This is a genomic window from Gluconobacter sp. P1D12_c, from assembly GCF_018812105.1.
Lineage (GTDB): Bacteria > Pseudomonadota > Alphaproteobacteria > Acetobacterales > Acetobacteraceae > Gluconobacter > Gluconobacter oxydans_A.
Genome location: NZ_JACSIQ010000677.1, coordinates 1 through 396, shown reverse-complemented (window position 1 = coordinate 396; position 396 = coordinate 1). Strand labels below are relative to the sequence as shown.

General features: G+C 56.3%; 2 pseudogenes. One reads left to right on the top strand and one right to left on the bottom strand.

The features are described 5' to 3' along the window. Positions 1-274, bottom strand: a pseudogene (locus KP705_RS18705) (transposase); the annotation flags it as partial. On the opposite strand from KP705_RS18705, the pseudogene KP705_RS18700 reads away from it, so the two are divergent. Continuing rightward, positions 275-396 (top strand): annotated as a pseudogene (locus KP705_RS18700) (transposase); the annotation flags it as partial.

Genomic DNA, 396 nt, shown 5'->3' with positions numbered 1-396 from the left:
CTTCACGCAGATCCGCTTTCTCAGCATTTGTGTTGCGCTGCCTGGGAGCCGCGACCAGCGTTGCATCCAGGATCTGCCCTGACATCGGGAGATAACCAGCGTTCCGCAGGGTTGCATCAAAGCGATTGAACAGACCATCGACCGCACCCGCCTGTGTCAGACGCTCGCGAAACAGCCAGACCGTTTTGGCATCGGGCACGCGATCTGACAGCCCCAGACCAAGAAAACGCATGAAGGACAGGCGGTCATTGATCAGATATTCCGTCCGTTCATCAATTTGTCTGAGGAGCGGACGGAATATCTGATCAACGATCGCCTCTCCTTTATGCGTTTCCTTGGGCTGGGACTTTCAGATCGGGTGCCGGATGCCAAAACGGTCTGGCTGTTTCGCGAGCG